The 7,596-nt window shown below is 46.2% G+C and carries 2 protein-coding genes; both read right to left on the bottom strand.

Annotated features, from left to right (window positions below; translation table 11 throughout):
* The coding region (locus Q1V93_RS03300) for an Ig-like domain-containing protein (RefSeq protein ID WP_300661409.1) at positions 1-6,130 on the bottom strand (6,130 nt) is incomplete at its 3' end.
* An 811-nt stretch (positions 6,131-6,941) separates the two neighbouring features.
* Positions 6,942-7,596 (bottom strand): T9SS type A sorting domain-containing protein (locus Q1V93_RS03295; RefSeq protein WP_300661406.1); only part of this gene is annotated, 655 nt, incomplete at its 5' end.

The following is a 7,596-nucleotide window of genomic DNA, read 5'->3' as shown; positions in this document are numbered from 1 at the left end:
CCGGCGTGGTGTTGGCTGTTAAAGCCGTTCCTTCCGGATCGGAATCTCCTGCATTGGTTAAATCGCCTGTTGCTTGTGTATCTTCCGGAATGGTATGCGTTTCGTTATCCACCACCGGAGGATCATTTACCGGAGTAACGGTAATGAAAATCGTATCGTTGACACACAGCGCCGGAAGCGGTGTTCCTGCATCACAAATAGATACGACTACCTGATCCGTTCCGTTGAAGTTTGCATTCGGCGTATAGGTATACGTTCCGTCTGCGTTGATCACAATGGTTCCGTTGGTCGGTCCTGAAACCGGCGTGGTGTTGGCTGTTAAGGCCGTTCCATCCGGATCGGAATCTCCAGCGTTGGTTAAATCACCGGTTGCTTGTGTATCTTCCGGAATCGTGTGGGTTTCATTGTCCACAACCGGAGGATCATTTACCGGAGTGACGGTAATGAAAATCGTATCGTTGGCACACAGAGCCGGAAGCGGTATTCCCGCATCACAGATAGAAACAACTACCTGATCCGTTCCGTTGAAGTTTGCATTCGGCGTATAGGTATACGTTCCGTTTGCATTGATAACAATGGTTCCGTTTGTCGGTCCTGAAACCGGCGTGGTGTTGGCTGTTAAAGCTGTTCCTTCCGGATCGGAATCTCCTGCGTCGGTCAAATCACCGGTTGCTTGTGTATCTTCCGGAATGGTGTGGGTTTCGTTATCCACCACCGGAGGATCATTCACCGGTGTTACAATGAAGGTAATGATTGCCTGGTCGCAAAGACTGGTCGGATCACATAGTTCATACGTATGAGTAGCCGTTCCGTTGTAATTTCCTGCCGGATCAAAAGTCACAATTCCCGTTGCAGGATCGTAGGTCCACGTTCCTGTTGCGTCAGTAAAGGTGGTTTGAATTCCGGCTGTTGTGACATCCAGGTCAACCGTAAACTGACCCGAACCGTTTGTCGGAGCTGTAGGGTTTCCATTTGGATCCGTGTCATTCGTTAAAATAGCCACGGTTCCGTTTGCACCGTCTTCCGCTAAAGTTCCACCGTTGTCATCATTGGCAACAGGATAGGCAATAACGGTCAGATTTGCTGAAGCACTGGTAGCATTCCGACACGCGTAATTGGATTGTTCCATGTATACCCGGTAATCGTAGCCATCCATACTGACTGTTAGTCCGCTAATGGTTAATTGATAAGTTGTTGCACCCGAATAGGTCGCATTGTTTACGATATTCGTCCAGGTTGCTCCACCATCGGTACTTAGCTGCCACTGATAAAGTACAACTGCAGGAGGTGTTGCACTTGCACTCACCTGGAAGCTTGTGCTGGCACCTGCCAGTCCTGTTGTATTAGATGGCGACAGCGAAGCCATCGTTGCATTTCCTGCTGTTGTGACATTTGCATTTGTTCCGGTATAGCCGCCTTGACCTGTTACCACTCCATTGGCATCCGTTGTAACCGGAGAAGTTCCCAACATTCCATTATTATCCGGATCGGTATAACCGGCTTCGATCACATCCTTACAGTTATCGTTGTCGGAATCAAAATCCTTGTAATCCGGGAAATCCGGAGGGAAAGCATCTGAGTTTTGGATCGTATAATTGACTGTTCCGCTGTTTTCCTGTCCTGCAGCCTGAACCGCATCCGGAACACCGTCTGTTCCGACCGGTCCGTCAGTGCGTCCGTCGTTCGTAGCATCTGTCCCTGTTGTCTGACCTGATTCCACCCGGTCGTAAATCCCGTCGTTGTCCGAATCCAGATCCAACTCGTTGATATGACCGTCTAAATCATAGTCGTAATTATCGTTGATTCCATCTGCATTGGCATCCACAAACCCTGCTAAATCAGCGTCCAGGTAATTCAAGATACCATCGGAATCCTGATCAGCCATTGCATCCGGACTGGTTCCATTTTCCTGAGAATCGAGAATCCCGTCATTGTCGTCGTCCAGATCCGTGATGTCATTAATACCGTCAGAATCGGAATCAATGGCTACTTGCAGCAAGGCCCCGGCTGTAATGATTGAATCACACAAATAATTGGTTTGCTGAAGACGTACCCGGTAATGGTAACCGTTCATTCCGATCGTTGCTCCTGTAACGGTTAAGGTTGCAGTTGTTGCTCCGGAGTAAGGTGCTCCATTAACGATATTTGTCCAGGTAGTACCGTTATTCGTACTCAATTGCCATTGATAAGACGAAGTTCCCGGTGCTGTAACCGTTGCATTCACCGTGTATGTTGCATTCGCACCGACTGTCACAGCTTGATTAGCCGGTGGTGTCACCACCGTTAAACTAGGTGTTACTGCTGTTGTTACTGCCGGGTCTGTTCCTAAATACAAACCGGAAGCACTCGTTACCAAACCGTTTGAGTTCACTGTTACCGGAGTTCCTCCCGCAATTCCATCGTGATTCGGGTCCGGCATTCCAGCTTCCGTCACATCCGGACAGCCATCGTTGTCTGAATCCAGATCCACAGCATCCGGACTTCCGTCACCGTCTGTATTTGTTCCGCAAAGAAGCGGATTCACGATGATGTCGTCAATAGCGAAATCATTACCACTGGAACCAGTACTGATATTTATCAACGAAACCCGGTAGTTTTCCGTCGTATTGGACGTAAAAGTCAAAGCCAGTGGCTTCCAGGTTTGATCAAAGGGACCGCTTGTAGAAGAATTGGCAAAAGCTACCAAAGCTCCGTCGGATACACGGGTAATGCGGATTCCAAGCTGATAATCACCCGAAGGCCCATTACCTGATGCCGCATGCCAGATCGAGTACGTATAAGTTGCTCCTGCGGCAAAATTCAACACTTCATCGTAAAATGTACCGACACTTGTGGAACCGTTTACAGCTAAAAAGGCATCGTCGTTTGCTCCGGTTGTGTGGCCGGCATAATTCCATGCAGTGGGATCAGGGTGAATCGGAGTAGTAGCTAAACTGGCAACCGTATAATTCCCCGCATTTATAATGAAGCTTGAAAAAGTATATCCTCCTCCAGGTGGTGTTGCAAGATTGCGTTCTACGGTAGTTGTTCCGAAAGTTCCGCCGAATTCATTGGTTGTAAGTGAGGAACAGGAACCTTCATGAGTATCCAGGATTCCATCGTTGTCGTCGTCCAAATCGGTTGTATTCGGAATGCCGTCCCCATCCGAATCGGCACTGGCATTGACGGTCAGTATTCCCGCCGTGGAAGTGACTTTACACGCACAATCGGGTTGGGAAAGTACTATGCGATAACGATGAGTGTTAAAGGATAAAGGAGTATTTGAAATGAGTAAATACAGGCTTGTTGCTCCTGAATAAGTGGCATCGTTCACCACATTGGTCCAGGTTGTTCCGCCATCCGTGCTTACCTGCCATTGATAGGTCGGTACACTGGATCCGTTGGTAACTACTGCATTGAAATAAGCAGAAGATCCCTGTAGTGTTGTAACGTTGCCCGGAGGAGTTGTCACCGTTGCAAGTGTGATTGCAGTCACAACAGGTGTATACGTTCCCGTATAGGAAGCAGCTGTTACTTTTCCGGTCCCTCCAACTGCCGGAAGCCCGGTTCCGTAAGGACCACCGTCACCACCATCAGCCGTTGCTGAGTTATAATATTCGTTGGCATCCGAACACGCATCGTTGTCGGAATCGTAATCTTTGTAATTCGGAAAATCGGCAGCATCTGTGTTCAGAATGGTGTAATTGACTGTTCCGCTGTTTTCCTGTCCGACAGCCTGAACCGCATCCGGAACACCGTCTGTTCCTTCAACACCATCTACGCGGCCATCTGCATTTGCATCCACACCGGTTGTTTCTCCGGATTCCACGCGGTCGTAAATCCCGTCATTATCGGAATCCAGGTCAATCATGTTGATGATTCCGTCGTTGTCGAAATCATAGGCGTCCGGTATACCATTTCCGTCTGCATCCACGTAATTGGTAACAGAACCATCGCCGGTTCCGTTATCTACCACATCCTGGCAGTTGATGGTTCCGTCGCCGTCTTCATCGCCGAACGCAGCCAGACCGTTGTTTTCTTCGCTGTTCAGGATTCCGTCGTTATCCAGATCCAGGTCCAGGTTGTCTGTTACGCCATCTCCGTCCGTGTCGTAGTTTGGAGGGGTAAGATGCAGCATGTTATTCACATAATTACATTCTGCAATACTGGTGGATGGAAATTGTGTTGCCAGGTTGAAAGGGCGGGGAATACTTCCGTTATCGTTGATAATGACGTACAAATTATAACCTAAATTCGGAGTTACGGTAAAAGTGAATGTGGCGGTTGTATGTGCCAGAATTACACTTGGTGTAGTACCGGTTGCCAATAAAGGGATATTCGTAGTGGTAGGATTCCCATTGTAAAACGCAATACTGCTGCCTGCTGGAAAATCATTATCTCCTGCATTATCAATCTGTATGCTTACTTGTCCGGTAACTGAATTATAACTGAGGATCGTTGTTATGGCAACATCTCCACCCGGGAAAACCGGACAGCCCTGATCGTCTAAGCTGGTTTGCTGTACATTGAAATTATTGAAGGGTTGTTTTCCAATTCCTACTGCGGAACAATTACAGGCACCACCTGTGTAAGCCGCTGCATTGTTTTGTTGCGTTTGAGGTACGGAGAGGTTGTTGTGAATATTGGTAGATGTATATGCTTCCTGGTTCCATACCGGTCTTGCCGGAGCCCATGGAGCAGCATTGGATTCATAAATGTTGATTTTACCGGTGAATCCCGGGATTGACCCGCTTCCACCGCAACCGCATACTAATTCAGCTGATCCGTCGTTATCAATATCGGCTACTACCGGGTGCTCGTACAATGTTCCTGAAGTACAAGGAAAAGAAGCTATTGTAGTTGGAGAAGATCCGGTAGCTGCTGCATTCAGGATGCGCAAATTGGTCTCATCCCGATACACCAATTCCTGGTTTCCATCCTGATTGAAATCAAACATGACAATTCCTGTACCTCCTGAATCGTCGGTGGTATTTAGTGTCCATTTTAAGCTGAGTGTTGTGGTACCATTGTATTCATAAGAGAAAACGCGTAAACGTCTTGTAATCCCGATTTCGGGTAAACAATCATTATCCATATCACCGATAAAAGGAACGCTTACAGGGTTAAAGGCATTACCCGGAAATCCTGTCCCTAATGCCGTTGAGGCAATGAGGCTGTTGGTTCTCGGATCCCAGATATACAAACTACCCGAGGGCCCCCCAACTCCGACAACCACATCCAATTGACCATCCCGGTTCATATCGGCAATGGCGGTGAGTCCATCGTTGGATCCTGCAAGAGTTATGGGATTAACAGTGTTTCCACTGATACCAAGTGTATTCGTAATCGTAATCTCATATACCGTTTTTCCTGCGGCCAGTTCTAGTCCCGGATGACTTGTCAGGTTAGCAGGTACGGTCATACTGTAATTATTTCCATTGAAGTCTACTCCATATCCAATTGCTCCGCCCGGTCCGCGTGCGAGTAATGCCCCTGTTTGTCCGCTATACACTTCATCAAAGACAGTCACTTCCGCTGTGCCATTCTGATCTATATCGGCAATACTGATATTTCCATATCTTGATCCGGAAAGATTGAATCCTACTACAGTAGCTGATCTCCAAAGTTCCACACCTGTATGACTGTAACAAACCAAACGCCCCTGATCGGCAGCGGCATTGCCATTAACATCCAATTGTACAATGATTTCACCAAAACCATCGTTGTTGATGTCAGCGATTGCATAAGGCGTAAATTGGGAAACAAAAATAAAGGGCGTATTGATCGTGAGTTCGGTAGCACCCGTTGTGGAATTGATGATTAGAATATTTCGTGCACGTCTGTCATTTCCGGAAAAAGTTGCCGAATTATCAGCAATGGCTATTATTTCGGTTTGACCATCGTTGTCAATATCCGCAATGGTTGGTGACGAGTATATCATGATATTGGCTATCGACGACCTTGCATTTGTCACACTCAACGGGGTTGCAGACGGAGTCGTTGTACAGCCGCTATTAATCCCGAAATTGTCTGTTCCGGTTGTAGTTGGCGGGCAATCCGTATCGTAGTGATCCACAAAACCATCGCCGTCATCGTCAATCCCATTTCCGCAGATTTCCTGGGAATAGATCACCGATGTGGCTAAGAGCATGACACATGACAGGAATAATTTCTTGAAAATCCGGGTAGAACCGGGTGGGGGTGACAGCTCTTTGAGGCTTTCTGTGCTCTTGAGAGCGAGACCCCGGACAAAGCGCAACAGCGCGATGAATAGCAGGTAGCTTTTCTTCATAATCAGCAGCATTAAAGTTAATAAACCTAAATTTTTAGTTTCTCTTTTGGAGAAGCTGAAAACATAACGCTATCAGATTGCAACGGGGTATGGTGTGAATAGTGTTCCGTTCTTTCATTTTAGATCGGAGCAAATAATGGTCTTCAATCATGTTGTTTTTAGCAAAAAAACTGCTTGAAGTTGTTCAAATATATACGCTAAAAACGATTTTGCAAATTTTTTTTTCAGATATAGCCATTTTTTTGTTAAAAAATAATGGTTTGTTAACACGTGAAAAATAAAATCACATTCCATTTAAAATTAAAACATTCTGTTTTTATTTGTTTATAACTTCTTGTAAATCTGCTAGTCTACAAGTTTAGTAGATTGTATTTAAACGTGTTTTTTAGTTGTTGTTATTCCGGACAAAAAAAATTCTGGTTTCAGAAATAATTATTTTTTGAAAACGAACCCGGAGACATAAAAAAACGCAATTTGTAATTCCAACCTTCAACTATGGAGCAAGTATGGATACTCCCACCTTCAAGTATGGATATAGTATGACGATAGTATCAAAGTGTTAAGGATCTAACATCCGGTTTTTAGTAGAGAAGACCATGATTTCCTAAAATCCTGAAGTCCTGACTCCTTCACCTCATTGACCCATCGTATTCCGGTAGCTATTGGGAAGTTACTGCTTCACAAACGGAAAATTCACGTTAAAATCAGAGGATTTAATCGCCAGGGAATACATGCCTGCAGAAAGCAGATCAACGGGAATAATCACTTGCTTGGTTTCGGATCTGACGGTGGAAAACACGATTCTTCCCTGCGTATCCGAAATGTCGATTTGAAAAGGGGAGACGATTGCATGCCGAAACTGCACATTCAAAAGATCTTTTGCCGGGTTTGGGAACAGTTCGGCCTGTGCGGCGATTTCGGAAGAACTTCCAAACTGACTTTTGTCAAATGCCACAGTTGCCAGTGTGGCGATTGCCAGGCGCGAATTGGCGTTCAGATAAGCTGTGTCGAGGTATTGAAACTGGTCTGTTACCTGGTGATAATGCGGGTTTTCATCGCCGTCGTATTCTTCGTTGATCCCGACAGCCGTATATCCACCCTGCCAGAAAGAATAATGATCGGTATTGACAACTCCCGGATTGATGATTTCCAAAACAAGATCAATATTGTACCATGCGTTGCACTGCACGACTTTGTCGGCAAGATCAAGTGATTGAGCAACCGGGCGGGTGTGAACTTCTGTTTTGCGGTCGCCGTTTCCGTCCCAGCCAATCATGTCGAGGTTGATGTAGCCCAGGAAAGAAGCTCCGTGAATTCCATGCGAT

It is taken from the genome of Fluviicola sp. (assembly GCF_030151805.1).
Lineage (GTDB): Bacteria > Bacteroidota > Bacteroidia > Flavobacteriales_D > Crocinitomicaceae > Fluviicola.
The sequence above is the reverse complement of the archived record's forward strand: the minus strand, read 5'-3'. Positions and strand labels throughout refer to the sequence as shown.